25 protein-coding genes are annotated in these 25895 nt (G+C 59.8%); 10 read left to right on the top strand and 15 right to left on the bottom strand.

From position 1 onward, the window contains the following. Positions 1 to 172: 172 nt before the first annotated feature. A complete protein-coding gene (gene hppD, locus SIC14_RS13590; protein WP_412562463.1) occupies positions 173 to 1270 on the bottom strand; it encodes a 4-hydroxyphenylpyruvate dioxygenase in 1098 nt (365 codons plus the stop codon). Between the two features lie 151 nt (positions 1271 to 1421). Here hppD and SIC14_RS13585 point away from each other — a divergent pair, with 151 nt between their 5' ends. Both SIC14_RS13585 and SIC14_RS13580 read left to right on the top strand, forming a co-directional pair. Next, a complete protein-coding gene (locus SIC14_RS13585; RefSeq protein ID WP_412562462.1) occupies positions 1422 to 1877 on the top strand; it encodes an Lrp/AsnC family transcriptional regulator in 456 nt (151 codons plus the stop codon). Between the two features lie 108 nt (positions 1878 to 1985). After that, positions 1986 to 3863 carry a monovalent cation:proton antiporter-2 (CPA2) family protein gene (locus SIC14_RS13580; RefSeq protein WP_412562461.1) on the top strand — a complete coding sequence of 626 codons (1878 nt, stop codon included), beginning with the start codon at positions 1986 to 1988 and terminating at the stop codon, positions 3861 to 3863. Positions 3864 to 3933: 70 nt separating this feature from the next. On the opposite strand, the gene cobT is transcribed toward SIC14_RS13580, so the two are convergent. Beyond that, positions 3934 to 4947: a nicotinate-nucleotide--dimethylbenzimidazole phosphoribosyltransferase gene (gene cobT / locus SIC14_RS13575; RefSeq protein WP_412562460.1), complete on the bottom strand. Its 1014-nt coding sequence runs from the start codon at positions 4945 to 4947 to the stop codon at positions 3934 to 3936. 70 nt (positions 4948 to 5017) lie between these two features. Here cobT and SIC14_RS13570 point away from each other — a divergent pair, with 70 nt between their 5' ends. Continuing rightward, positions 5018 to 5785, top strand: coding sequence for an adenosylcobinamide-GDP ribazoletransferase (locus SIC14_RS13570; protein WP_412562459.1), 768 nt, complete (start codon positions 5018 to 5020; stop codon positions 5783 to 5785). 84 nt (positions 5786 to 5869) lie between these two features. On the opposite strand, the gene SIC14_RS13565 is transcribed toward SIC14_RS13570, so the two are convergent. From SIC14_RS13565 to SIC14_RS13545, 5 genes are all read right to left on the bottom strand, one after another. Continuing rightward, a complete protein-coding gene (locus SIC14_RS13565; protein WP_412562458.1) occupies positions 5870 to 6382 on the bottom strand; it encodes a CarD family transcriptional regulator in 513 nt (170 codons plus the stop codon). A 311-nt stretch (positions 6383 to 6693) separates the two neighbouring features. Then, positions 6694 to 7032 (bottom strand): ferredoxin FdxA, encoded by a 339-nt coding sequence (fdxA, locus tag SIC14_RS13560; protein WP_412562457.1) that lies wholly within the window; start codon positions 7030 to 7032, stop codon positions 6694 to 6696. 39 nt (positions 7033 to 7071) lie between these two features. Then, a complete protein-coding gene (locus SIC14_RS13555; RefSeq protein WP_412562456.1) occupies positions 7072 to 7470 on the bottom strand; it encodes an RNA-binding S4 domain-containing protein in 399 nt (132 codons plus the stop codon). A 41-nt stretch (positions 7471 to 7511) separates the two neighbouring features. Next, a complete protein-coding gene (locus SIC14_RS13550; RefSeq protein WP_412562455.1) occupies positions 7512 to 10379 on the bottom strand; it encodes a helicase-related protein in 2868 nt (955 codons plus the stop codon). Positions 10380 to 10408: 29 nt separating this feature from the next. Further along, positions 10409 to 10969: a tetratricopeptide repeat protein gene (locus SIC14_RS13545; protein ID WP_412562454.1), complete on the bottom strand. Its 561-nt coding sequence runs from the start codon at positions 10967 to 10969 to the stop codon at positions 10409 to 10411. 71 nt (positions 10970 to 11040) lie between these two features. Between SIC14_RS13545 and SIC14_RS13540 the strand changes: the two genes are divergently transcribed. The 3 genes from SIC14_RS13540 (at position 11041) to SIC14_RS13530 (ending at position 14286) form a co-directional block, all read left to right on the top strand. Further along, complete coding sequence (locus tag SIC14_RS13540; RefSeq protein WP_412562453.1) at positions 11041 to 11331, top strand: SCP2 sterol-binding domain-containing protein; 291 nt, start codon at positions 11041 to 11043, stop codon at positions 11329 to 11331. 25 nt (positions 11332 to 11356) lie between these two features. Then, positions 11357 to 12325, top strand: a complete 969-nt coding sequence (locus tag SIC14_RS13535; protein WP_412562452.1) for an alpha/beta hydrolase — start codon at positions 11357 to 11359, stop codon at positions 12323 to 12325. A gap of 140 nt (positions 12326 to 12465) precedes the next feature. Continuing rightward, a complete protein-coding gene (locus SIC14_RS13530) occupies positions 12466 to 14286 on the top strand; it encodes a M3 family oligoendopeptidase (protein ID WP_412562451.1) in 1821 nt (606 codons plus the stop codon). Between the two features lie 63 nt (positions 14287 to 14349). Here SIC14_RS13530 and SIC14_RS13525 read toward each other — a convergent pair whose 3' ends face one another. Beyond that, positions 14350 to 14673: a hypothetical protein gene (locus SIC14_RS13525; RefSeq protein ID WP_412562450.1), complete on the bottom strand. Its 324-nt coding sequence runs from the start codon at positions 14671 to 14673 to the stop codon at positions 14350 to 14352. Between the two features lie 263 nt (positions 14674 to 14936). Between SIC14_RS13525 and SIC14_RS13520 the strand changes: the two genes are divergently transcribed. Both SIC14_RS13520 and SIC14_RS13515 read left to right on the top strand, forming a co-directional pair. Beyond that, entirely contained in the window at positions 14937 to 15404 is a 468-nt protein-coding gene (locus tag SIC14_RS13520; RefSeq protein WP_412562449.1) for a YHS domain-containing (seleno)protein, read from the top strand. Positions 15405 to 15415: 11 nt separating this feature from the next. Further along, positions 15416 to 15934 (top strand): endonuclease V, encoded by a 519-nt coding sequence (locus tag SIC14_RS13515; RefSeq protein ID WP_412562448.1) that lies wholly within the window; start codon positions 15416 to 15418, stop codon positions 15932 to 15934. A 37-nt stretch (positions 15935 to 15971) separates the two neighbouring features. On the opposite strand, the gene SIC14_RS13510 is transcribed toward SIC14_RS13515, so the two are convergent. After that, on the bottom strand, positions 15972 to 16289 hold the full coding sequence (locus SIC14_RS13510; RefSeq protein ID WP_412562447.1) for a DUF4389 domain-containing protein: 318 nt from the start codon (positions 16287 to 16289) through the stop codon (positions 15972 to 15974). A gap of 159 nt (positions 16290 to 16448) precedes the next feature. On the opposite strand from SIC14_RS13510, the gene SIC14_RS13505 reads away from it, so the two are divergent. Further along, positions 16449 to 17627, top strand: coding sequence for a dipeptidase (locus SIC14_RS13505; RefSeq protein WP_412562446.1), 1179 nt, complete (start codon positions 16449 to 16451; stop codon positions 17625 to 17627). A 95-nt stretch (positions 17628 to 17722) separates the two neighbouring features. Here the strand turns inward: SIC14_RS13505 and SIC14_RS13500 are convergent, their stop codons facing one another. From SIC14_RS13500 to SIC14_RS13485, 4 genes are all read right to left on the bottom strand, one after another. After that, on the bottom strand, positions 17723 to 18691 hold the full coding sequence (locus SIC14_RS13500; RefSeq protein WP_412562445.1) for a Gfo/Idh/MocA family protein: 969 nt from the start codon (positions 18689 to 18691) through the stop codon (positions 17723 to 17725). 47 nt (positions 18692 to 18738) lie between these two features. Continuing rightward, complete coding sequence (locus tag SIC14_RS13495) at positions 18739 to 19683, bottom strand: hypothetical protein (RefSeq protein WP_412562444.1); 945 nt, start codon at positions 19681 to 19683, stop codon at positions 18739 to 18741. A gap of 75 nt (positions 19684 to 19758) precedes the next feature. Further along, positions 19759 to 20655, bottom strand: coding sequence for an RNA polymerase sigma factor RpoH (rpoH, locus tag SIC14_RS13490; protein ID WP_412562443.1), 897 nt, complete (start codon positions 20653 to 20655; stop codon positions 19759 to 19761). Between the two features lie 263 nt (positions 20656 to 20918). Further along, the gene (locus tag SIC14_RS13485; protein WP_412562442.1) at positions 20919 to 21956 is read right to left on the bottom strand and encodes an RluA family pseudouridine synthase; all 1038 of its coding nucleotides are present in this window, start codon (positions 21954 to 21956) and stop codon (positions 20919 to 20921) included. On the opposite strand from SIC14_RS13485, the gene SIC14_RS13480 reads away from it, so the two are divergent. After that, complete coding sequence (locus tag SIC14_RS13480; RefSeq protein WP_412562441.1) at positions 21955 to 22278, top strand: DUF6476 family protein; 324 nt, start codon at positions 21955 to 21957, stop codon at positions 22276 to 22278. The genes SIC14_RS13485 and SIC14_RS13480 overlap by 2 nt on opposite strands. 100 nt (positions 22279 to 22378) lie before the next feature. On the opposite strand, the gene SIC14_RS13475 is transcribed toward SIC14_RS13480, so the two are convergent. Both SIC14_RS13475 and SIC14_RS13470 read right to left on the bottom strand, forming a co-directional pair. Beyond that, a complete protein-coding gene (locus SIC14_RS13475; RefSeq protein ID WP_412562440.1) occupies positions 22379 to 23980 on the bottom strand; it encodes an FMN-binding glutamate synthase family protein in 1602 nt (533 codons plus the stop codon). A gap of 242 nt (positions 23981 to 24222) precedes the next feature. After that, on the bottom strand, positions 24223 to 25881 hold the full coding sequence (locus tag SIC14_RS13470) for an ABC transporter permease (protein ID WP_412562439.1): 1659 nt from the start codon (positions 25879 to 25881) through the stop codon (positions 24223 to 24225). Positions 25882 to 25895: the final 14 nt, after the last annotated feature.

Below are 25895 nucleotides of genomic sequence, written 5' to 3'. Positions count from 1 at the left end.
GCGCTTCTGTCTCAGGCGCAACGCATTCAGGCGTCTGCGCCGATCCCTATCGCAAAAATGAAAAAGCCCTGCCTTGCGAGGAAAGCCGCAAGGCAAGGGCGATTGCCGGGGGTGGAGCCCCGACTGAAAGACGGGCCCGGCCGAAGCCGGACCCTCCCCGTCTGGCCGTCTTTTATTCCGCGGCCTCGATTTCACCGTTTTCGATCTGCTCACGCTCGATCGATTCAAACAGCGCTTTGAAGTTGCCTTCGCCAAACCCATCGTCGCCTTTACGCTGGATGAACTCGAAGAAGATCGGACCAATAACAGTCTTGGAGAAGATCTGCAGCAGGATCTTGGTCTCACCGCCGTCAACCACACCTTCGCCGTCGATCAGGATGCCGTGTTTCTTCATCCGGTCGATCGGTTCCTCGTGGCCAACCACACGGTCATGGCTGAGATCATAGTAAGCGTTGGGCGGGGCTGGCATGAACTTGATACCATTGTCCGAGATCGCGTCGGTCGAGGCATAGATATCCTCGGAGCCAACCGCGATATGCTGGATGCCTTCGCCGTTGTATTTCTTCAGATAGGCCACAATCTGACCGGTTTCACCGCGGTCTTCGTTGATCGGGATCCGGATTCGGCCACAGGGCGAGGTCAGCGCGCGGCTCAACAGTCCGGTGAACTTGCCTTCGATGTCGAAGAAACGGATTTCACGGAAATTGAACAGATCGCCGTAGAACTTGAACCACTTGTCCATGTTGCCTTTGAACACGTTGTGGGTCAGATGATCTAGGTAATAGAACCCAACGCCTTCCGGCTTGGAGGTGCCCAGCCAGTCAAAATCGGCGTTATAGGGCGACTGGTCATGGCTTTCGTCGGTGAAATAGATCAGCGAACCGCCAATGCCTTTGATCGCGGGCCAGTCGAGGGTTTTGTCATCGGCGTCATAGGGCTCTGCCCCCATTTTCACCGCATGATCATAGGCATGCTGCGCATCCACAACGCGCCAGCCCATCGAGGGGGCGCAGGGGCCGTGCTCTTCGACAAAGCGGCTGGCAAAGCTGCCTGGCTCATCGTTCAGGACGTAGGTCACATCGCCCTGCTGCCACAGTTCAACGTTTTTGGTCTTGTGTTTGGCGACCTTCACATAGCCCATTTTGGCGAACAGCTCGCGCAGCTCTTCGGCGTTGGGGTGTGCGAATTCGACGAATTCAAAACCATCGGTACCGGCGGGGTTTTCGGGGCTGATAACGGCCTTTGGAGCCATATGCGGAAACGGACCCATGGGTGCCTCCCTTGCTAATTTGTTTGCTGTGTTAAGTATGCCGCAAAAGATGTGGGAATTTTGCGCATTATGAGGGGTGGAAAGCAGTTGCCATGCGGCTTCACCGCACTATTTAGGGAAAAAGTGACAATTTCACGCACGAGATGACACTATGCTGGATGATACCGACAAACGGCTGCTGGCCGCGCTGCAAACGAACTGCCATCTGACGACTCAGGAGTTGTCGGAATTGCTGAACCTTTCGGCCTCTCAGGCCGGGCGGCGGCGGCAACGGCTGGAGGCGGATGGCTATATCCGCAACTACGCCGCAAAACTGGACCCCGCGCGGCTGGGCCTCAGCGTGCAGGCCTTTGTGCAGGTGCAGCTGGGCACCCACGGCCCCGAGCAAAGCCAGAGCTTTGCCCGTCTCGTCAACCTGCGGCCCGAAATCACCAGCGCCTGGACCCTTACCGGCGACGCCGATTACCTGCTCCGGGTCTATTGCGAGGATCTGACCGCACTTAACAGCCTGATCCATGAGGTTTTGCTGCGCCATGAGGCGGTCAGCCGGGTGCAAAGCCAAATCGTTATGGACCAGTTCAAACAGGACGCCCCTTTGCCCACCTGACATCTTCCCAAAATAACCTACAGTGAGCCTAAGCGCGCTGAACGCGCCCCAGAGACCCTGTACCAGACGCCCTGCCCCTGACGCCCCTGCCGGAGACGCCGCAAACCCATGCAAGACTTTCTCTTTTCCGCCTCTATCTATCTGATCGCCGCCGTGATTGCTGTGCCATTGGCCGCGCGGCTGGGGCTTGGCTCTGTCCTTGGCTACCTCAGCGCGGGCATTATCATCGGCCCCGTGCTGGGGCTTGTCGGATCGGAAACCCAGGACCTGCAGACCTTTGCCGAATTTGGCGTGGTGATGATGCTGTTCCTTATCGGGTTGGAGCTGGACCCAAGGGCGCTTTGGGCGATGCGGCACCGGCTGATCGGTTTGGGCGGCTTGCAGATCGGGCTGACAATGGCGGCAATGACAGCGCTGTCGATGGCGCTGGGACTGGACTGGAAACCGGCGCTGGCGGTGGGGATGATTTTTGCCCTCTCCTCCACCGCGATTGTGCTGCAAACCCTGTCCGAGAAGGGGCTGATGCAGACCAATGGCGGGCGCTCAACTTTTTCGGTGCTGCTGACGCAGGATATCGCGGTGATCCCCATGCTGGCGCTGTTGCCGCTTCTGGCGATGTCCAACAGCGGTCCAACACCGGGCGGTGGCAGCGGCGGCCATGCAGGTGCACCGGGAGGCGTGTCATTGGTTGAGGGGCTGCCCGGCTGGGGGGTGACCTTGGTGACATTGGGCGCAGTCGCGGCCGTCATTCTGGCGGGGATCTTCCTCACCCGCCCGCTGTTTGCCTTCATCCACCATGCCCGCCTGCGTGAGATGTACACCGCCCTGGCGCTGCTGATTGTGCTGGGGATTGCCGCCATCATGACGGCGGTGGGCCTGTCCCCGGCCCTTGGCACCTTTCTGGCGGGTGTGGTTCTGGCAAACTCAGAATTCCGCCACGAACTGGAAAGCGATATCGAACCCTTCAAAGGGCTGTTGCTGGGCCTGTTCTTTATCACCGTGGGCGCCGGCATCGACTTCGACATTTTCTTTGCCGCACCGCTGGATCTGATCGGGCTAACACTGACTGTGCTGCTGATCAAAGGCGCGATCCTTTACCTGCTCAGCCATCTGTTCAACATCCGCGGCCGCGCCCGCTGGCTGTTCACCCTGTCACTGGCGCAGGCGGGTGAGTTTGGCTTTGTCCTGCTCTCTTTCTCGCGGCAGCAGAATGTGCTGCCCAATCCTCTGGTGGATACGCTGTCACTTGTAGTGGCGCTGTCAATGCTGGCCACCCCCTTGCTATTCATCATCTACGATCTGCTGTCGAAAACCATGAAGGACAGCGACAGTTTTGAAGAGGATGAGATCGACGAGGCCGGTCCGGTTATCATCGCAGGCATTGGCCGCTTTGGGCAAATCGTGAACCGGCTGGTGCAGTCCAGCGGCTACAAAACCGTGGTTCTGGACAATGACATGGGCACCATTCAGCTGATGCGGAAGTTCGGTTTCAAAGGCTTCTTCGGTGACCCCTCACGCCCCGAACTGCTGCACGCCGCTGGTTTGAAAGAGGCCAGCGTGCTGGCGATCACGCTGGATGATCGGGACGCCGCAACCCGTCTGGCCGCCTTTGCCCGCAGGGAACGGCCGGATCTGCATATCATCGCCCGCGCGCGCGACCGCACCCATGTGTTCGAACTTTATCAGGCCGGTGCCAATGACATCGTGCGCGAAACCTTTGACAGCTCACTGCGGGCAGGTCGTTATGTGCTGGAGAACATTGGCCTCAGCGAATACGAAGCGGCCGAGGCTGAGCGTGTGTTCTATCAGCATGACCGCATGGCCATCCGCGAGTTGGCACAGGTCTGGGACCCGAACGTGCCTTCGCCGCAGAACCCGGCCTATGTGAAACGGGCGCAGGAACTGGAGAAAGAGCTGGAAACCGCCCTGCTGGCGCAACTGGAAAGCCAGGCAAAACCGCCAGAAAGCGACGAAAGCAAAGAGTAAGAGACACTCTGTGAAGACAAAAAAGGGGCCTATGGCCCCTTTTGCTTGCCAGCCATGTAAAGCCGTCAGATCAGCCGTCTGACACACCGGCTTCGGCAAAGGTTGCCATGCCGGAATGGCAGGCAATCGCGCCCTGCAGCACCCCAATGGCCAGCGCCGCGCCTGAACCTTCGCCGAGGCGCAGCCCCAGCGACAGAAGCGGTTCCTTGCCCAGCTTTTCCAGCAGTTTGCCATGCGCCCCTTCGGCGCTGACGTGACCTGCGATACAGTGGTCCAGCGCGCTGGCCTCGGTCTGCAGCAGTGCCGCCGCAGAGGCGCAGCAGATGAACCCGTCCAGCAACACCGGAATGCCCAAACTGCGGGCGCGCGCGATGGCCCCTGCCATACCGGCCAATTCCCGTCCCCCCAGACGGCGCAGGGTTTCCAGCCCGTCGCCCTTGCCTGCATGCAGCGCCAGTCCTTCTGCCACCACACGGGTTTTATTGGCCAGACCGGCGTCATCGACACCGGTGCCCCGTCCCGTCCAGTCCGCAGCCTCACCGCCATAAAGCGCCGCGGCGATGGCGGCGGCGGGGGTGGTGTTGCCAATGCCCATCTCCCCGGTGACCAAGAGGTCCGCAGATTTGCTGACCGCGTTCCAACCCGCCTGCAGCGCCTCGACCAGTTCGGCCTCGGACATGGCGGCACCTTGGGTGAAATCAACGGTGGGCGTGTCCAGCGACAGCGCATGCACCGACATCTGTGCCCCGAAGGTTTTGCACAGCTGGTTGATCGCCGCGCCGCCGTGCTGGAAGTTCAGCACCATCTGTTCGGTCACTTCCGCCGGAAAGGCCGAAACCCCCTGTGCCGTAACGCCGTGGTTGCCAGCAAAGATCAGAACCTGCGGATAGCGCAATTTGGGTTCGGCCCGGCCCTGCCAGCTGGCGTACCAGATCGCGATATCTTCAAGTCGGCCCAGTGCGCCAGGCGGTTTGGTCAGTTGACCGTTGCGGGCTTCTGCCTCTTTGCGGGCATTTGCATTCGGCGCGGGCGCCGTTGCCAAAATCGCGCGAAACTCGTCAAGCGTGTTGAAACTCTGCTGCATCCGGGGCCCCGTCTTCTCGTCTTCCTTGCTCTGTTGTTTACCCCAATGCTATCGGGGAACAAGCCTTTGAATGAGACTTTACATGCAAGAAAACGACACGTCGCCCTTTCAACCAAGAGATATTGCCGTTGCTCTTGGCCTTTTGACAAGACTTCCGATCCGACTTCCGGACGAAGCCTACACGCGCGGTGCGCAAGCGGGCTGGGCCTATCCACTGGTGGGTGTATCAATTGGCCTTATTGCAACAGGTGTCGGGCTTCTGACAGTGTGGATGGGCCTACCAGCCCCTGCTGTGGCCCTGGCGATTCTCGCAACAATGATCGTGACTTGCGGGGCGATGCACGAAGACGGGCTTGCCGATTGCGCCGATGGATTCTGGGGCGGCTGGGAACGGATCAAACGGCTGGAGATCATGAAGGACAGCCAGATCGGCACCTATGGGGTGATTGCACTGGTTCTGTCGCTGGCGGCCCGCTGGTTTGGTCTGACCACTTTGGTGGAGCAAGAGATGCTCTGGGCCGTGATCGGTGTGGCGGCGCTTAGCCGGGCGGGGATGCCGGTGGTGATGGGCGCCCTGCCCCATGCGCGGGATTATGGCCTCAGCCATGCACAGGGCCGTCCGGATCGGCGTGTGGCTCTGGCTGCGGTTGCCGTGGCCGCAGTGGTGGGCCTTGTGACCATTGGTTGGGCAACTCTTGGTCTGTTGGTAATTTCAGCACTGGCTGTCTGGGGCGTGATCCTGTTGGCCAAGGCCAAGATCAACGGCCAAACCGGTGACGCGCTGGGGGCAACCCAGCAGGCGCTGGAGGTGCTGCTGCTGATGGCGCTGATCAGCTGACGCATTAGACCTTAGCAAACGAAAAACCACGCCCAGAACAGGCGCGGTTTTCTCGTTCAGTCAGAGATCCGTCCGATCACTGGTTCACGCCGCAGCACGCGACACCAGCACCTCATCCACCTTTTTGGCGGCGGCAACTTCATCCCCGCCCCCAACGGCGGCGATTTCACGGGTCAGACGCTCCAGCGCGGCTTCGTAAAGCTGACGCTCCGAGTAGCTCTGCTCGCGCTGATCGTCGGTGCGGTGCAGGTCGCGCACCACTTCGGCGATGGCGATCAGGTCGCCCGAGTTGATCTTCTGTTCGTATTCCTGGGCCCGGCGCGACCACATGGCACGTTTCACCTTGGCCTTGCCTTTGAGCGTCTTCATGGCTTGCGAGACCACATCGGGGCTCGACAGTGAACGCATCCCGATCTCGGTGGCCTTGTTGGTGGGCACACGCAGGGTCATCTTGTCTTTCTCAAAGGAGATCACAAATAGCTCCAGCGCGATGCCGGCAATCTCTTGTTCTTCGATCGAGACGATCTGACCAACGCCATGCGCCGGGTAAACCACGTAATCGTTCGGGCTGAATTCAGATTTCTTCGCTTTGCTCATGCAATCCTTCTCCGCAAGGACCGCCTGGTCATGGGCGACAAAAAGACGGGCGAGGCACCAAAGTACGCTCGTCAGTCGGGATTGGTCGCAAAGTTTTCATCCGCTGGTTTCGTGAGGCGCGGACAAAACGTCAGGCAGTCTTCGTCATGTTTCTGCAATATAGCACATTTTGGGGCCTCTCGAAAGCGCCCCAACAGCGGCCAAAGGGGAATCTAGGGCAGAATCCCTGCCGATTCTCCCTATTTTTACCGATTGGACCAGTTTTCGACCCGAATCAGCCGAATCCCAGCCGAATCACTGAGTCGCAGCGCTTAGCTGCCTTCACCCGGTGCTTCAGAGAAGTATTTCTCCAGCTTGCCGCTCTCGCCATCTTTTTCTTCTGCGCCCGGCAGCGGATCCTTTTTCTCCAGGATCACCGGCCACAGCTCCGAGTATTTGCGGTTGAACTCAACCCATTTCTCCATCTCCGGCTCAGTGTCGGGACGGATCGCGTCAGCGGGGCATTCGGGTTCACACACACCACAGTCGATACATTCGTCGGGGTGGATCACCAGCGTGTTCTCGCCCTCATAGAAACAATCCACCGGACAGACCTCTACACAGTCGGTGTATTTGCAGGCGATGCAATTGTCTGTGACGACGTAAGTCATGGGTGTCTCTCTACGTTTGTGGTTGGCGCATTAGCTAATTCACTGCGGGAGATCATTCAAGCCTCGCTGACGATCAAGGTCGATCATTCGCCGGTCTCGTTTGGTCGGACGCCCCTTGCCCTCAAATCGTGGGCTGCGTGGGACGTTCTCCTGCGGTTCGGTCAAATCGGTGTACAGCGTTTGTGCCTCGGGCGCAGGGCCGCGCCGTTCGCCAAGGGCTTCGATCCGCACGACGCGAATCTGATTGCCTTGCGGGAAGGTCAGCACATCACCGGGTTTGACAGAATGGGCCGGTTTCGCGGCCTTGTCGGAATTGACCCGCACGTGCCCAGCCGAGACCATCTTCGCGGCCAGCCCGCGCGTCTTGTAGAAACGCGCGTGCCAGAGCCATTTATCAAGCCGTTGTTTCGGCCCGTGTTGCGAAGCGGGGTCGGTCAAAACACACCTTTGCGGGTCAAACCATCCTCATGGGCGGGCAATCAGCCCTTTTTCAGCCCCATAAGCGCTGCGGCGAAGGGGTTATCGGGGTCGATGGCCTTTTCCTTCTTGGGCGGACGCGCCTCATAGGATTTGGCAGCCTTCGGGCCACCACGGCCTTTGCCGTCGCCACGGGCTTTCCCGCCTTTGCCACGGGGCTTGCCGCCACCTTTGCGCTCACCGCGCTCACCACCGCGTTCGTTGCGGTCGCCACGGCCACGGCCACGGTTGCCACCCTGATTGCGACGACCGCCCCAGGTGAAGGTGTAGAACACTTCCATCTCAGGCTCAGCAGCGTCTGTTGGCTCGGCTTGCGTTTCGGCCGGTGTTTCAGCCGGAGCTTCAGAAACGGCCTCGTCGGTTGCATCCACTTCAACAGGTTCTGCCGGTGCTTCTGCTAGGGCTGCCTCGGCGTCTGCTGCTGCCGCAGGGGCTTCGACTGTTTCGGCAGTTTCAGCAACTTCTTCAGCGGCTTCAGCCACCGGAGCAGCCTTGACCTTCACACGTTCGCCACGCTCACCGTTGTAGCCCAGACCCTGCATCAGGTCGGCAAACTGCTCCAGCGTCATACCGGTTATCGACAGCATATCGGCTTTGGCTTCAAAGCCGCCACGGCTGTCTTCGACACGCAGCATATCCGCCAGACGTTCCAGCATGTCGATCCGGATCGAGCGTTCACCCGCCGCGCGGTAGCCCGCCATCGAATCGTAGCCTTCCGCCGCACCTTTGTCGGTCGGCACGGTCACCAGACCGGGGGGCGGCGATTCGGGGAAGATATCCAGACCTTTGGCCAGCGCCCAAAGCACCAGACGCAGACGGGTCGGCGCCGGTTTCAGCATCAGCGGCATGAAGATGGTGAATTGGCCAAAACGCACACCGTGTTTGCGCAGCGCGCCACGGGCATCCTGATCCAGAGCCTTCACATCATCTGCCACCTGTGCGCGCGGGATCACGCCGAGGTTTTCCACCATCTGGAAGGCAAAGCCACGGGCCAAACCGTTCAGCTCTTCGTCCCGGCCCAGCGCCAGAAGCGGCTCGAACAGGGCGGCAATTTTGCGATCAATGAAATGCTGCAGGCGACGTTCCACCTTCTGTGCCACATCGGCACCGGCTTCATCGTCCACAAAGGCTGCGACAGTTGGCTTCAGCGGATCAGCGCCCGCCACCAGTTTGCCCACCGCCTCGGTGCCCCACATCAGGCCACCCTGCTCGGTGAAATCAATTTCGGTATCGGGTGCATTGTAGAACCGGTCAGCGCGCAGCGAAAAATGCGGCGCCAGTGCTTGCAGGCTGGCCTGACGCAATGTCTTGGCTTCCTGACCGCTTGCGTCTTTGTCCTGACGGAAACGGAACCCTTCCAAACGACCAACGAATTCGCCTTCGACGGTCACTTCACCCTTATCGTTTACTTCGGCCAAAAGGGCCTCCTTCTGCTTGAGCCGGCGCAAAAGCACGGATGTGCGCCGGTCCACAAATCTTTGGGTCAGACGCTCGTGCAGCGCATCTGACAATCGGTCTTCTACAGCGCGAGTCTCTCCGCGCCAATGACTTTCGTCATCTACCCAACCGGAACGTTGTGCGACATAAGTCCACGTGCGGATAAATGAGAGACGTTTCGACAATGTGTCAATGTCTCCCTCTGTCCGGTCGATCCGTTGCACATGTTGGGCCATCCAGTCATTTGGCACCCTGCCGCGTTCGTGCAGATGGCCAAAGACGGTTTCCAGAAGGCTGGCATGTTCCGCATGGCTGATGCCGCGGAAATCGGGAATGCGGCAGACATCCCACAGGAGTTTCACCGAAGGACCATCGCTGGCGCGGGCCTGTACCTCGGCAACCTGATGCAGCGATTTCAGCGCCAGCAGGTCATCCGCATCTCGGGACCGGATCAGCAATTCATGGTCCGGTGCCTGTTCCAAAGACCGGATCAGCGCCTCGACCGAGCCGAACTGCAGCCGGGCGTTGCGCCAGTTCAGTTTGCGCACCGGTGCAAACCGGTGGTCCATGATGGCCTCGGCGACGTCTTCGTCCAGCGGCTCAGCCTCACCGGTAACACCGAAAGTGCCGTTGGACATGCCCCGCCCGGCCCGGCCAGCGATCTGGGCCAACTCATTGGGCATCAGCATGCGCATCCGGCGGCCGTCAAACTTCACGGTCGAGGAAAAGGCCACGTGGTTGATATCCAAGTTCAGCCCCATACCGATCGCATCGGTCGCCACCAGATAGTCAACATCCCCGTTCTGATAGAGCTCAACCTGCGCGTTACGGGTGCGCGGGCTCAGCGCCCCCATCACCACGGCTGCGCCACCTTTCTGACGCCGCAGCAGCTCCGCAAAGGCGTAGACGTCATCGACCGAGAACCCGACGATGGCCGAACGCGGCTTCATCCGCGACACCTTGCGCGAACCGGTATACTCTAGCTGGCTCATCCGTTCGCGGCGGACAAACTGTACACCGGGCACCAGCGCCGCAATGGTTGGCCGCATGCTGTCCGCGCCCAGGAACACCGTTTCATGGGTGCCACGGGCCCGCAGCAGCCGGTCGGTAAAGACATGGCCCCGCTCAGGGTCCGCGCAAAGCTGGATCTCATCAATCGCCAGAAAATCACAGCCCATGCCCTCGGGCATCGCCTCAACGGTGCAGACCCAGTACTGCGCGCGGTCGGGTACAATACGTTCTTCCCCGGTCACCAGCGCCACCACCGATGGGCCACGGGCGGCAACGATCTTGTCATAAACCTCGCGCGCCAGCAGGCGCAGCGGCAAACCGATCACCCCAGAGCGATAGGCCAGCATCCGTTCGATTGCATAGTGGGTTTTGCCGGTATTGGTCGGCCCTAGGACCGCCGTGATCCGGGAATTCTGGGCCATGGGCCTGTCCCTGACTTTCTTCTCGCGCGTTAGAGAGCTTTACCTTGAACCTTGGGGTCCATACGTTTCACAGCCTCTTTGGCTTCGTCGTAATGCGGGTGAATGGTCAGCACAAGCCGATAGGCCCGATGGGCAAGTTCATGCTCGTCCAGTTGCTCAAGGGTCACGGCCAGACCAAACAGCGCCTCGTAATGATTCGGATTGAGCGCCAGAACTTGCTGCAGATCCGCCAGCACCAGCCCAAGCTCTTCCATCTGATGCCAGGCCTGTGCCCGCAGCGCCCAGCCTTCGGCGAAATCTGGCGCATGGTCGGTCAGGGCGGTCAGATGTTCCACCGCCAGTGCAGCCTCGCCCCGCTCCAACGCTTCCTTGCCGCGTTTCAACAGCAAATTCATCGCAGCCGAGCCGGACTTGGACCATTCCAGCTCCAACTCACGGGCAATCTTGCCGGCTTCGGTTGGCTCGGCCTGCTCCAGTCGCCTCAACAGATCGTCAATAGCGACACTTTCGCCTTTGACGGGTGTGGCAAACAGGGCTACGGTCAGGATTGCCGCGACGATAGCCTTGGGGCTGGTGATTTCTGCGCTCATAGTACCAAACAGTTTAGACCGATGCCGGGTTTTGAACAGCCCCGGCAGATCAAAAGATAGGGAAGACCGCCATGAGCGATAAACTCGAAGCCGCCGTTGCCGCACTGAATGAAAAACTGGCGGACGCCGATTTCACCGGTTCCGCAAAATTTGTGATCGAAGGCGAAGCGTCGATCGTTGTGGATGCCGATGGCGCCCGTGCCAGCGATGATGAGGCCGATGTGACCCTGACCGCCGATGAAGAAACCTTTGAGGCGATGATGACCGGTGAGATGAACCCGACCTCCGCCTTCATGAGCGGCAAATTGGTGATCGACGGTGACATGGGTCAGGCCATGGCGCTGGCCGCCGCCTTCGCCTAAAGCCGCAAAACGAACAGGACCAACGATGGAAACAGCCCCCTTCTTCAGCGACATCATTGCCGATTTCCTCGCAGGGGAGGCCTGGTGGATCAAAGCCGAGGATGGGGTGCGCATCCGCGTTGCCCAGTGGCGTCCGGAGGGCACAGCGGAGGGCACCGTCCTCCTGTTCCCCGGACGCACCGAATATATCGAGAAATACGCCCACACCGCCGGGGATCTGGCCGCGGCGGGCTTTGCCACGCTGGTAATCGACTGGCGCGGTCAGGGGATTGCCGACAGGTTGACCGGCGATCCGATGATCGGCCATGTGCGTCGATTTGCCGATTTTCAGCTGGACGTCAAAGCCGCAGTTGAAGCCGCGCGGGAGCTGGAACTGCCGGAACCTTTCTACCTGTTGGGCCACTCAATGGGCGGCTGCATTGGTCTGCGCGCCCTTTACGAAGGCCTGCCGGTCAAAGCCGCTGCCTTCACCGGTCCGATGTGGGGCATCCAGATGAACCGCGCCCAACGCCCAACGGCTTGGGTGGTGGGCTGGGCCAGCAAACGTCTGGGCCTGTCGAGCCTGCTGGTGCCGCAAACCAGCCCTGAATCCTATGTTGCCACGGCCGAGTTTGAAGGCAACACCCTGACCCGCGACCGTGAGATGTGGGATCTGATGCAGCACCAGCTGCGGGAAAAACCTGCACTGTCGCTGGGTGGGCCCAGCATCAACTGGCTGCATGATGCGCTGCTTGAAATGCTGGAATTGTCGCGCAAATCGCCCCCTGCCCTGCCCGGGCTGACGTTCTGCGGCGCCAACGAGCGGATCGTTGACAAACAGCGCATTCGGGACCGGATGGCCTCTTGGCCAGAGAGCGAACTGGTGATGATCGAAGGCGGCGAACATGAGGTCCTGATGGAGGATCCCGCAACCCGCGGCGCCATCCTTGAACAGATCATCGCCCATTTCCGCGCCGCTGCTGACCAGCCAGTGAACCGCAGCATTTCCGCCTGATCCGGCGGACGGCCAGCCGATCCATCCTATCTGATGTTCTGACCCGTTAAACCCGTGAATGCCGCCTATGCGGGTCTCTGCCCTTGAGACATCGCGATGGGCGGCATATGTCTTGTGCCAACACGAAAATGAGGTGCCCCATGTTTCAACTGCCCTTCCCGCTTCGCGATGTATCTGCCGACACCGGCGCCAAAGATCTGGGGGATCTGCCCGAGTGGGATCTGACCGATCTCTACACCAGCCCCGATGCCCCTGAACTGCAGGCCGATCTGGACTGGCTGGAACAGGAATGTGCCGCCTTTGCCGCTGATTACGAAGGCAAGCTGGCCGATCTGGACGCCGCTGGTCTGCTGGAATGTGTGCAGCGTAACGAAAAGATCTCCACCAAAGCTGGCCGCGTCATGTCCTATGCAGGGCTGCGCTACTACCAGATGACCGTCGATGCAGACCGCGCCAAGTTCATGTCCGACTGTCAGGAAGCAATCACCAATTTCACCACGCCGCTGGTGTTCTACTCTCTGGAACTGAACCGGATCGACGATGACAAACTGGCCGCCATGCAGGCCGAAAACGCCGATCTGGCACGCTACAAACCGGTGTTCGACCGTACCCGTGCGATGAAACCCTATCAGTTGTCCGATGAGTTGGAGAAATTCCTGCACGATCTGTCGGTCACCGCTGATGCCTGGGAAAAGCTGTTTGACGAAACCATTGCCGGTCTCGGCTTTGAGGTAGACGGGGAGCCGTACAACATCGAAGGCACCCTGAACTTCCTGACCGAACAGGATCGCAGCAAACGCGAGGCGGCGGCGCGGGAACTGGCCACTGTCTTTGGTGCCAATATCAAAACCTTTGCCCGTGTTCACAACACGCTGGCCAAGGAAAAAGAGGTGATTGACCGCTGGCGCACCATGCCCACTGCCCAGACCGCCCGCCACCTATCCAACGATGTGGAGCCTGAGGTGGTTGAGGCGCTGCGCGACGCTGTGGTCAAAGCCTACCCCAAGCTGAGCCACCGCTATTATGAGCTGAAGCGCAAATGGCTGGGGCTGGACCGCATGCAGGTCTGGGACCGCAACGCGCCGCTGCCGATGGAAAGCACCAAGGTTGTTGATTGGGAGGCGGCCACCAACACCGTGATGGAAGCTTACAACGCCTTTGATCCGCGTATGGGCGAGATTGCCGATCCCTTCTTTACCAAAGGCTGGATTGATGCGGGTGTGAAACCCGGCAAAGCCCCCGGCGCCTTTGCCCACCCCACCGTGACCGAGGTGCACCCCTATGTGATGCTGAACTACCTTGGCAAACCGCGTGATGTGATGACCCTGGCGCATGAGCTGGGTCACGGCGTGCATCAGGTGCTGGCGGCGGAACAGGGCGAAATGCTGTCCTCCACCCCGCTGACATTGGCGGAAACTGCCTCGGTCTTTGGGGAAATGCTGACCTTCCGCAAAATGCTGGAAAAGGCAGAGACCAAAGAAGAGCGCAAGATCCTGCTGGCCGGTAAGGTCGAGGATATGATCAACACCGTGGTGCGCCAGATCGCGTTTTACGACTTTGAATGCAAGCTGCACGCCGCCCGCCGTGAAGGTGAACTGACCCCGGATGACATCAACGATCTGTGGATGTCGGTGCAGGCCGAAAGCTTGGGCGACTCCTTTGATTTCATGGAAGGCTATGAAACCTTCTGGGCCTATATCCCGCACTTCGTGCATTCGCCCTTCTACGTCTACGCCTATGCCTTTGGCGACGGCTTGGTGAACGCGCTTTACGCGGTCTATGAGGAAAACCCCGAGGGCTTCCAGGACAAGTATTTCGACCTGCTGAAGGCAGGCGGGTCGAAGCACCACAAGGAACTGCTGGCCCCCTTCGGTCTGGACGCCAGTGACCCAACCTTCTGGGACAAGGGCCTCAGCATGATTTCGTCGATGATTGATGAATTGGAAGCGATGGAGGATTGATCCTTCGTTAAGCCAACACCGCTTTGCGGGTCGCCTTGGGAAACCTTGGCGGCCCGTTTGCATTTAGGCGGAGGCGCGTGCAGCCAGGCTGCGCAGTATCTCCATCAGAGGCTGCCCCTCTACGGTGCGATGTTCATCGATAGGGGTTGTCCGAATATCGGTGAAATGGTGGTCCAGGACAGTCGCCCGCTCATGCGCAAGGGGTGGGTTGCAGTAACACAGCTCGCTCCACTTCGCCCGCCCGTCGGCGTTGATCACGGCGCGATGCATTGACGCCACCAACTCAGGTCCATCGGGCCTTTGCCTCGCAGTGCTGCCATCCTGCAAACGCCTTAGCAGCTCTGCCGCATGGGCCTGTTTCAACGTGGCCGTTACGTGATAAATCATGGCGATCTCCTTGTGCGATCATGTTTTGTGCCCTTCCACCGTAATCCCTCAAGTTTACTTGAGATAAAGCGAATTCTTCCTTCGATGGCCTGCAGCCCATGGCGCCCCTGCCGATAACGCCTCGTTCATCTTGGGCAATTGGGTCTGTTACCATCAACGCGGCAACGTGATGATCTGACATAAATTCACAGCCGCGTGAGAGCGGTAGCGCGGGGGCGAAACCTCCTCCACATTGGTGACAACCAAATCGGAGGAGACCTGTCATGCCCCTGAACCTGAACCGACGCGCCTTTCTGCTGGCCGTGCCTGCCGTTGCGGTAACCGCTGCCGCCCTGCCGGGTCTGGCCACCGCAGGCACCGCCAAGATCTATACAGAGGATGGCATCGCCGTTGATGGCACCGATGTGGTGGCCTATTTCACCGAAGGCAAACCGGTCTCCGGGGCCGAAGACATCACCCATGACTGGATGGGGGCCACCTGGCGCTTTGCTTCAGAGGACAATCGCGCTGCCTTTGCCGCCGATCCGGTGGCCTATGCGCCGCAATATGGCGGCTATTGCGCCTATGCGGTCAGCGAAGGCTACACCGCCTCCACCGTGCCGGAGGCCTGGCGGATTGTGGACGGCAAACTGTATCTCAACTATTCGCGCCGTATCCAGAAACGCTGGGCCAAGGACATCCCCGGCCGGATCGCAGCCGCGGATGCCAACTGGCCCAAGGTGCTGGAGTAGTCCCGTAGCCTATGATCCTGGCCACGGATGTGCACTACGATGGCGATCAGGCCGCCATTGCGGCGGGGGTTTTGTTTGCGGATTGGCAGGATGCCAGCGCGCAGTCACGGCTGACCACCGCAATCAGCCCCATTGCGCCGTATCAATCCGGCGCCTTCTACCAGCGTGAACTGCCCTGCCTGATAGCCTTGATCAACGGCTTGGACAAACAGCCCGAAACCATCGTGATAGACGGCTTTGTGACCCTGGGGACAGAGCAGCAGCCCGGACTGGGCGCACATCTTTTTGCAGCGCTTGAGGCGCGGATCCCTGTGATTGGAGTGGCCAAAACCGCCTACCGCAACACGCCGGCCAACTGCGCGGTTCACCGTGGTCAAAGCGCCCAGCCGCTGTTTGTGACTGCCGCGGGCGTGGACCTGGACACCGCAAAAGCCCACATCCGGGCAATGCACGGCGCGTACCGGATCCCAACACTATTGCGTGAGGTCGACCAGTTGGCCCGAACCGAACTGGCGCGCCAACAGGCATAGGCCAACAAGCACGCACCCAGGGGGGGGGCAGCTCAGGTCAGTCCAACTCAGTCCAGGGCCAGGGTTTGTCTTCGCTGTCGGCAGTGATGTAGCGCGTGGCTTTGGCAAACCAGATGCCAATATCGGTGCCAAACCCAGCGATCCGCTCATTGCGACGTTTGCCATTGGTCAGCAGAATAATGCCCTGCAACAACGCCAGCACCCCGATCACGGTGGAGGCGAACCCCATCATCACCCAGATCAGCACCGAATAGACAATCCTTGTCCCGGTGTTTTCCACCACGGTCAGCGATGTCGGCCCACGCGGCGGTTCGCGGTCGGGCATGACCTCATCAAATTCGTTGGGGTCGGCCATGATCTCTCCTTACAAGGTCTTGGTCTGAGCCCCTCACAGAGAAGGGCGATTTGCGCGCTATAATACAGCGAAGGCTCCGTCAGGTAACCCTTGGTGTACATGTGGGATGGCCGTAGGCTCCGTGCAAGAAATCCGCTGCAGGATCTGAGGGAGGGATCAATGTTTAAATGGATCAAACGGCTGTTTTTGACAGCTTTGCTGGTTGTGATTGTGGCGGCTGGGGCCTTTGTGACCTTTGCCCCCGCCTATGTGGAGCGGCAGCGCAACAACGTGATTGCACATGATCCCTATCCCGTCTCACCCGAGGCGCAGGCGTTGCATGACACCTTGCTGGTGGGCGACCTGCACGCCGATCCGCTGCTGTGGAAACGGGACCTGACCAAGCGCAGCGATCGCGGGCAGATGGACCTGCCGCGCCTGCGCGAAGGCAACGTCGGTCTGCAGATTTTCACAGCAGTGACCAAATCGCCATCGGGTCAGAACTACAACCAGAACTCCGCCGAGGCCTTTGACAACATCACCCTGCTTGCCATCGGGCAGCTGTGGCCGATCCGCACTTGGGACAGCCTGCTGCAACGCGCGCTTTATCAGGCCGAGAAACTGCACCGTTTTGAAGAGGCGGCCCCGGATCACCTGAAGATCGTAACCAACCTGGCCGAGCTGGAAGAGGTACTGGCGGCCCGCGCCCGCGGTGAGAAGATCACCGCCGGCCTGTTGGGCATTGAAGGGGCGCATCCTCTGGAAGGGGAGCTGAACAACATGGATGCGCTGGAAAAGGCGGGCTACCGCGTGATCGGGCTGCACCATTTCTTTGACAATGCGCTGGGGGGATCCCTGCACGGGTTTAGCAATGCGGGTCTGAATGAGTTCGGCAAATCCGTTGTGGCCGAGGCCGCATCGCGTGGCATGGTGATTGACGTGGCCCATTCCAGCCCGATGGTGACCAAAGACGTGCTGAACATGGTCGATCAGCCTATTATTGTCAGCCATTCCGGTCTGCACGGCTACTGCCCGGTGAAACGCAACTATCAGGACAGCCTGATGAAAGCGATTGCGGACAAAGGCGGCGTAATCGGCATGGGATACTGGACCGGCGCCGCCTGTGACGACATCACTCCCAAAGGCATCGCCCGCATGATCAAAGCCGCAATTGACACTTTGGGCGAGGATCACGTCGCCCTGGGGTCGGATTTTGATGGTTCGGTTGAGACCGCCTTTGACACCTCGGAACTGGCCGCCCTGACCCATGAGCTGATTGCAGCCGGGGTGAGCGAGCCGCAGATCCGCAAGGTCATGGGTGAAAACATGCTGCGGGTGCTGCGCGCCAGTTTGAAGTAAGCGCGGGCTGCGCCCGTTGGACGCCTCCGGCGGGAGTATTTTGGGCAAGATGAAAGGGCTGCGGTTTACGCGGCCCTTTTGGTTTTCGCAGATGGTCAGACCGTGGCGAGGATCTGATTCAGCATGGCCTGCGTGCCGCGGGCGTCTTCCAGCGTCCAGGGGAAGCGCTGGCCCTGTCGGATGGCTTGACCGAAGTTTTGCACCTGCAGCACATATTGGTTCACACCGGCAAACCGCTCAACAATTGTGGTGCCATCGGGGCGTTTCAGGTGCAGCTCCGCCTGATCGAATACATTGGCGTTGAACGGGCAGGTCAGCGTCAACAGCGCCTCGGTGCCGTGGAAATGCACCTCTTGCCGATTGGCCATGCGGATTGAGGTGAAGCCCTGATAGGTGAAATCGGGGAAAGCAAACCCCACATCGGCGAAGATATCGATGCCGTTTTCCATCTGCAAATGGGCATGGGTCAGCGATTGAGGTTCCTGACCGGTTGCCCAGCGGGCCGAGCCAAGGGTGTAAACGCCAATGTCGCGCAGGCCACCACCGCCTTTGGCGGCTTGATTGCGGATGTTGCTTTCGTCCAGATTGCGGAAAGTGAAGGCGGCGTTGACATGGGCCAGATCGCCAAGCGCGCCCTCGGCAATCAGGGCCTTGGCGCGTTGCCATTGGGGATGGTGCACAATCATATAGGCCTCAGCCGCCAGCAATCCGGTGCGGTCGCGCGCCGCGATCAGCCGGTCCACCTCGGCCACATCTAGCCCAACAGGTTTCTCTACCAGCACATGTTTGCCTGCCTCCAGCGCTTTGATCGCCCATTCGACGTGCAGGTGGTTGGGCAGCGGGATGTAGACGGCATCAATATCCGGATCCGCCAGTAGCGCCTCATAGCTTTGGTGATGGGTCAGACCGGGGGCAAAGCGGGCAAATTCTGCGTGTTTTTCCGCACTGGAGGTCGCCAGCGCGGCCAGTTCCGCGCCATTTGCTGCATGGATGGCCAGGGCCATGTGCTGACGGGCAAAACGCGCCGCACCCAGAATGCCCCAGCGGATCGGTTGGTCAGTCATGTTAGCGCTCCCATTTGATTTTGTGGGAGCTTAGATTGCAGCGGGTTTCAGGACAAGATCAGATCGTAGATCTCATAGCCCTGGGCATGGATGCGGCGGACAATCTGCTCTGGCAAGTCATAGGCATTGGCGCTGAGGCAGTTCTGCGCGAAATACCAGTAGAGATATTTTGCCGTGGCCCGACCGGGCGCAGGCGCTTTCAGGATCTCTTCCAGCGCTTCGGTTGATCGGGCGACTTCGGCGATATGATGGAAATCCGCTTTGCCACAGAGGATCGCCGGGGTGCGGTGCAGATAAGCCTCCAGCGTCATGCCGGAGTTGACCGACAGCACCCGGGCAACGGCGGGCAGCAGCGCGGTGATATGAGCCTCGGTGAGGGCGAGGTTTGGATGTGCGTCCTGCAATGTGGTGATGCGGTCCATCACCGCCTGATCCTTGCGGGCTTCGGGGTGCAAACGCAAGAGCACCGGACCGGACCAATGCGCCAGCGCGGTCTCCAGCATCTCAAACCGGTCCAAATAGGCGGGCGCAAGCGTCGCGTTGGGTTTCTGAAACAGCACCAGCAGGCTGTCGGGCGCAACCTCGGCCGGGTCTTGCACCACACGGACCTGCCGCATGGCGTTGAAGAAGTTGATGGCACGGGTTTTGTCGATCGGATGGGCCTGAAAGGTTTTGCCCGCGATCGACGAACAGCGCCGCCCGCCAGAGGCATCCAGATGCCAGAAAGGGGCCACATAGGCCGGCGCGGCAATCATCGCCCGTTCATGACGCAGCGCCCCTTCGTGCACGATATGAAACCTGTTGTCCGCCTCGACCTGGTCGCGCAGAGCGTCGCGATCCAGAACCGCGGTGGATACCGGAACACGTTGCTGGCTGAGCCCCGCAAGAGCCCGTGCGTAGAACTCTGGACACGCCTGTGTCAGAGGACCATCGCCCCCTGCCCGCGCTATCCAGTTTTCCGGCAGATGGAACACCACACCCGCATCACTCATAAAAAAATCTCCCATCTGTGAGCAGACAGGAGATTATTTAGGCGAGCAAAGAAAAGCTATTACTCGGAAGGATATCTAACCCAATGAGAGCATTCCCTTTTCTTCGGCCAACTCTCGCATACGTTTTTGTAGCTTTTCGAATGCCCTTACCTCAATTTGGCGGATACGTTCGCGGCTGACGTCATATTGGCCCGACAGGTCCTCCAGCGTGATGGTCTCATCCGACAAGCGGCGTTGCACCAGAATGTCGCGTTCACGTTCGTTCAGCACACCCATCGCTTCGGCCAGAAGTTCCCGACGCGCTTCCAACTCGTCGCGTTCGGCGTAGTCGCCGGCCTGGTCGGCATCTTCGTCTTCCAGCCAGTCCTGCCACTGCATCGAGCCTTCGCCCTCTGCGCCGACCTGCGCGTTCAGCGATGCATCGCCCCCGGACATGCGGCGGTTCATGCTGACAACCTCGGCCTCGGTCACGCCAAGGTCATTGGCGATGCGGGCGACGTTTTCAGGCCGCAGGTCGCCCTCTTCCAGAGCACCAATACGGGCTTTGGCTTTGCGCAGGTTAAAGAACAGCTTCTTCTGCGCCGAGGTGGTGCCCAGCTTTACCAGCGACCACGAGCGCAGGATGTATTCCTGGATCGAAGCCCGGATCCACCACATGGCATAGGTTGCCAGACGGAACCCTTTTTCCGGGTCAAAACGTTTCACCGCCTGCATCAGGCCAACATTGGCCTCCGAGATCACCTCACCCTGAGGCAGCCCGTAGCCGCGGTAGCCCATTGCAATCTTTGCCGCCAGACGCAGGTGCGATGTCACCATCTTATGGGCCGAGGCGCTGTCCTGCTCCTCCACCCAGCGTTTTGCCAGCATGTATTCCTCTTCCGGCTCCAGCATCGGAAACTTCCGGATTTCCTGCATATAACGGTTCAGCCCGCCTTCGGGGGTCGGTGCCGGGAGGTTTGCGTAGTTGCTCATGGTTCCCTGTTCCAAGTTTAATGTTTAAGAGCTTAACATCCAGTTAAGGACGCTGTTAGCGCCTTTCAAGGCCGCCCTTCGAAAAATATTCATCCTTGATACGCAATATCGGCGCACAACTGCCGGGGTTAAACCCTGATGTCAGTGCGCTCACGCGCATGTGCTGTTTGTGACAGTCCGCCCAGATCGGCACAAATGAAAAGAGCCTTCATTTTTGCATGAAGGCTCTTCGGAATTGTTTGGATCTGATTGGAGCGGCGGTATTAGCTGCCCGCACCGGCCCGCATAGCCTCGATCAGGGCCGCCATGTCACTGGGCAGCGGCGCCTCAAACCGCATCTCTGCTCCGCTGACCGGATGCACAAAGCCCAGCACCGCCGCATGTAGCGCCTGACGTTCAAACGCCTTCGCCGCATTCACCCCTTTGATCCCCAGTGTCTTTTCAGACAGTTTGCGCCGCCCGCCATAGGTCTGATCGCCAATCAATGAATGACCTGCATGGGCCATATGCACGCGGATCTGATGGGTCCGGCCGGTTTCCAGCCAGCATTCGACCAGCGCCGCAACGTCGGGCGTGCCGAAGGTTTCGACAATCCGCACCCGTGTCACTGCATGGCGGCCGCCTTCAAACAACACCGCCTGCCGCTGACGGTCGGTCTTGTGCCGCGCCAGCTGGGTGGTGATCTTCATGATGTTGCCGCTTTCGAAATTGACACCTTTCACCCCGCGCACACGGGGATCATTGGCATCCGGCACGCCGTAGCAGACCGCCTGATAATAGCGCTCGACCGAGTGTTTTTCGAACTGTTCCGCCAATCCGTGATGCGCCTTGTCGGATTTGGCAACCACAAGCAACCCGCTGGTGTCCTTGTCGATCCGGTGCACAATGCCCGGCCGTTTCGATCCGCCCACGCCGGACAGGGTATCGCCGCAATGATGCAACAGCGCGTTCACCAAAGTGCCCGAAGGTGTGCCCGGCGCCGGATGCACCACCATGCCAACGGGTTTGTTGATAACGATCAGATCGTCATCCTCATAGATCACCTCCAGCGGGATGTCCTCGGGGCCGATGTGGCTGTCTTCGGCCTGCGGCACGGTGATTTCGATCACATCGCCTTCTGCCACGCGGCCTTTGGGATCGCGCAGGGCTGCGCCGTCGCGAGTGATCATCCCTTCGGCCATCAGCTTGGCCAGACGGGTGCGCGACAGGGAAGCTTCGGCTGGCACATCACGCGAAAGCGCCTTATCAAGACGCTTGGGCGGATCCGCCTGAATGGTGACGGAAAACACGGTGGAAGACATGGACAACCCCCAGGAGCCAGAGACCGAAGAGAAAACCGCGCCAGAGCTTCCGGCGGATCTGAAATTCCTGCGCCTGCTGATCACAGGGCTTACAGGGACGATGATTGTCGGGCTTTTAGTGCTGATCGCGGTGATTGTCATCCGCTTCAACGACAAATCTCTGGATTTCCCCGTCGTGCTGACCCTGCCCGAGGGTGTGACGGCCGAGGCCTACACCCAAACCAAACGCTGGCAAGCTGTGGTGACGACGGATGACCGCATCCTGATCTACAGCCGCGACACCGGTGAACTGACCCAGGTGATTAAGCTGCAGAGCGAGTGATCGCCCCAGATCAACACGGGGCCGTATTGGCACCAGATCACCCCAACAAAAAACGCCCGCCAAATTGGCGGGCGTTTTTCGTTTGTTGCTGCGTGACCGGTTAGGGAATGTAATCCACCGGCGCAAAGCTTTCGGCGCGGGCCCGTTCCCAACGTTTCATGTAGCCGCCGCCGACCTCTTCGTTCCGTAACAGGAAGCCTTCGGGCAGATAGGGATAGACTTCATCGCCAGTTTTCATATCCGCATCTTTTTCACGGATCAGCAGGTGATGTGGCAGGAACTGGCTGGGGTGGTCCAGACCGGCAGCGCCGGTCATTTCCGCTAGCGCATGCATGGTGTTGTTGTGGAACCGGTAGACTCGTTCGGATTTGATCGGCACGTTCAGCGCCCGTTGCCGCAGCGGATCCTGCGTTGCCACGCCGACCGGACAGTGGTTGGTGTGACAGGCCTGCGCCTGAATGCAGCCGATCGAGAACATGTAGCCCCGTGCCGAGTTCGCCCAATCCGCCCCCAGCGCGATGATCCGCGCCAAATCAAAGGCCGAGGTGATCTTGCCCGAAGCCCCGATTTTCAGCCGGTGCCGCAGGTTCACCCCACGCAACGTATTGTGCACGAACGTCAGCCCCTCAGTCAGTGGCATGCCCAGATGGTCGGCAAATTCCACCGGCGCTGCACCGGTGCCGCCTTCCTTGCCGTCCACAACAATGAAGTCCGGCACGATATCGGTTTCCAGCATCGCCTTGACCAGACACATAAATTCACGCCGGTGACCGATACACATCTTCAGCCCCACCGGCTTGCCACCGGACAAGTCACGCAGGCGACCAAGGAACTGGCACAACTCAATCGGAGTCTCGAATTCGGGATGGCGCGCGGGGGAAATGCAATCCTCCCCCATCGGAACATCACGGGCTTCGGCAATCTCTGGTGTGATTTTGGCCGCTGGCAGCACCCCACCGTGACCGGGTTTGGCACCCTGGCTTAGCTTTACCTCAATCATTTTGACCTGCGGATTTGCAGTCACCTTGGTGAATTTATCAGGGTCAAACCGCCCCTCCGATGTGCGGCAGCCAAAATAGCCCGAACCGATCTGGTAGATCAGGTCGCCGCCGCCTTCTTTGTGATAGCGGCTGATGCCGCCTTCACCGGTGGTGTGGGCAAAGCCGCCTTTGTTGGCACCGGTGTTCAGCGCCAGAATGGCATTGGCGGACAGCGCCCCGTAGCTCATCCCCGAGATATTGTAGATCGAAGCCTCATAGGGCTGTTTGCATTCCGACCCGCCCACGGTGGTCCGGAAATCATGATCTTCAATATGTTTCGGGGCCACCGAATGGGTGATCCACTGATAGCCCGAGTCGTAAACTCGCTGTCGCGTTCCAAACGGGCGTTTATCCTCAACCCCTTTGGCACGTTGATAAATCAACGAACGAGCGTCGCGCGAAAACGGCTCTTCGTCCTGATCGCTTTCGATCAGATACTGCCGAATTTCCGGTCGAATCCCTTCAAACAGAAAGCGCATGTGCCCGATTACAGGGTAGTTGCGCAAAATCGCATGGCGCGGTTGAACCACGTCGCGAATCCCCAAGATCGTAAAACCCGAAAACAGTAAAAACGGGATCAAAAACCAAGAGTTAAAGGCTGCTGCAAAGAGTGACAAAGCCGTCAACCCAGCAACCATCATAAAGACCATATAGCGTCCCATCGCAGGCGTCCTTTTTTAGACAGGTCCGAAGTTACGGACAGCGCATTGCGACCGGGCTGCAAATAGCGGGCCATCCCAATGGGTTGGCAGAAACGTCGGATGATGCATCGCCTGGTCCCTCCCCCAATGACGCTCTCCGTTCGGGGCAGGTTATCCTGCCCCGCGGATGGCGGGAAGCCCTCAATTGCACAGAATTTAGGCACGAACTTGTGAGGATTCGGTTAACGCCCCGAACGGCGGCCTCAGCGGTTGGCGCGCGCCAGCATACCAACGGCGGCAAGCCCCACCAGAATGACCAGAATGGCAGCAGGCGCCGCATCCCCCAGGTTTTCCAGAGAGGCCTGTTCGTGCACCCGCGTCGCCAGTGTTTCAAAGTTGAACGGCCGCAGCAGCAAGGTTGCGGGCAGCTCTTTCACCGCATCGACAAACACCAGCAACAGCGCCGAGCCGACCGAACCCCGGATCAACGGCGCATAGACCTGCAACAACACCTGGCCTTTGGTCCGCCCCAGCGACCGCGCCGCCATGGGCAACGAAGGCGAAACACGCCCCATCGCCGCATCCGCCGCACCTTGCGCAATTGCAAAGAACCGCACCCCATAGGCAAAGATCAGCGCCACCGAGGAACCGGTCAGGATCAACCCGAGGTCCACGCCAGTGCCCGCCTCCACCATATCGGCCAACCAGTTGTCAAAATAGGCCAGCGGGATCAGAATTCCGACCCCCAGAACGGCCCCTGGCGCCGCGTAGCCGATCGTGGTCACCGGCAGCAGCAGGCGCGGCAATTGTCGCCCCGACAGGCGCACGCCGTAGACCATAAAGACACCCGCCAGAACCGTCAGCACCGCCGCGATCCCCGCCACATGCACCGTGTTCCACAGCGCCTCATACAGCGCCGCATCCTGCCAGACCTCAGCGTTTTTCAACGCATGATGCAGGATCACCCCGGCCGGCAGGGCGAAACCCATCACAAAGGGGATCGCGCAGGCGATCAGCGCCAGAACCGCCGGCAGACCGCGAAGCGTCACCCGCTCAACAGCACGGTGGCGGTTGGTCATTGCAAAGAAACGGGTCTTGTTGCGGCTGACCTTCTCCATTGTGACAAGGAAGATCACCAACACCAGGACCACCGAGGCCAGCTGCGCCGCGCCACCGGCGTTGTTGCTTTCCAGCCAAACCATGAAGATCCCAGTGGTCAGGGTCTGCACCGCAAAATAGTCGACGGTGCCGAAATCATTCACGGTTTCCATCATGGCAATCGCCATCCCCGCTGCAATCGCCGGTCGCGCCAGCGGCAGGCCCACGCGGAAGAACCGGGCAAAGGCCCCAGATCCCAGCGACCGCGCCACCTCCTCGGTGGCGGCGGATTGTTCGCGAAAGGCCTGACGGGCCAGCAGGTAGACATAGGGATAAAGCGCCGCAGACAGCACCAGCACAGCCGCGCCAAAACTGCGGATCTCGGGGAACCAATAGTCCCGCGAGGTTTTCCAGCCCATCAGATCACGCAGCCAGGTCTGCACTGGCCCGGCATATTCCAGCAGATCCACCAGCGCATAGGCCCCCACATAGGCCGGGATCGCCAAAGGCAGCAGCAGCAGCCACTCCAGCCAGCGCGACAGCGGGAACCGGTAACGTGCAACCAGCCAGGCGGCCCCCGTCCCCACCGCCCCGGCCAGCACACCAACCGACAGCATCAGAAACAGCGTGGTCCGCATATAGCGCGGCAATGTGGTGGAAATCAGATGCGGCCAGATATTGTCGGTTGGGTTAAAGGCAATCCAGATCACCGCAGCAATCGGCATCAGCACCAAAGCGGCAATTGCCATCGCGCCCAGAGACCAGGGGTTCAAACCAGCCAGCTTCAGCCGTTTCTTCGGGGAATTTGTGGATGCCTCGGTCATGGCGCCTTCCTTGC

This window comes from Thalassobius sp. MITS945101 (genome assembly GCF_047123305.1).
Taxonomy (GTDB): Bacteria; Pseudomonadota; Alphaproteobacteria; order Rhodobacterales; family Rhodobacteraceae; genus Thalassobius.
Note: the sequence above shows the minus strand (reverse complement) of the source record. Positions and strands in the feature narration are given on the sequence as shown.